The organism is Citrobacter sp. Igbk 14 (assembly GCF_028069825.1).
In the GTDB taxonomy this organism is placed as follows: domain Bacteria; phylum Pseudomonadota; class Gammaproteobacteria; order Enterobacterales; family Enterobacteriaceae; genus Citrobacter.
In genome coordinates this window covers 1-757 of record NZ_JANEWM010000158.1, presented here as the reverse complement: position 1 = coordinate 757, position 757 = coordinate 1, and the positions used below count along the sequence as shown (strand labels likewise).

The window sequence follows — 757 nt, the reverse complement described above, 5'->3', positions numbered from 1 at the left end:
GCATATTATTATAAGCTATTAAACTTTGTTCTTTTAAATAGTCATTATGATAATTGTATTGTGATTGAGTATGACTTAGAAAATCAGAGAATCTTTTCTTCCACATTTGATGAAATCTATCTGTAACTTTTTCGGGTATTTTTAGGGGGGGGAGTCTTTCATTTTCACTGAAACTGCTGAAAGTATATTTGACGGGGATTGTAACTTGAGCCAAATGATAACCATGATATATAACATTGCATTGTTTATCGGCCCAAAACCCCGCGCTCAACAGCAGATAATAATCATCGCTATTTTTGGTGATCTTATTATTTTTTATCATTTCCTCAATATTAAAATCATCCAGTGCATATACGTTCCACTTTTCATTAAATTTTTTCTCTAAGTAAGTAGAGTAAATTGATGCTTCCATCTTTGAATAAAAAATTAGAATGCCTTCTATACTTCGATCATACCGCCTCCACAATGGCTCTAACATTTCTTCTTTTTTATGCGTTGTTTTGTTGTATATTCCACTGACACGACCCAATACCCATAATTCGTGCTCGCTTATATATTGGGTGTCCTGATTTTCTTCCCGGTAAAAATACATTTTCTGACTCTCTCTCATCCGTTGAAAGCATGATGACAAACTATTTCCTCTATAAAAGCTGTGCTGCTGATCGCATAAGGAATAAAAAAGCCTGAATCCAGTTCGTGATGATTCAGGCTTGAAATAATTAAAATCACATGCATTCACTTAATAAATATATTATGG

Annotated in this window: 1 protein-coding gene; it reads right to left on the bottom strand. The window is 33.3% G+C overall.

The genetic code is table 11. The features are described from left to right. The coding region (locus tag NNN64_RS22890; protein ID WP_271442891.1) for a hypothetical protein at nucleotides 1–592 on the bottom strand (592 nt) is incomplete at its 3' end. Nucleotides 593–757 lie beyond the last annotated feature (165 nt).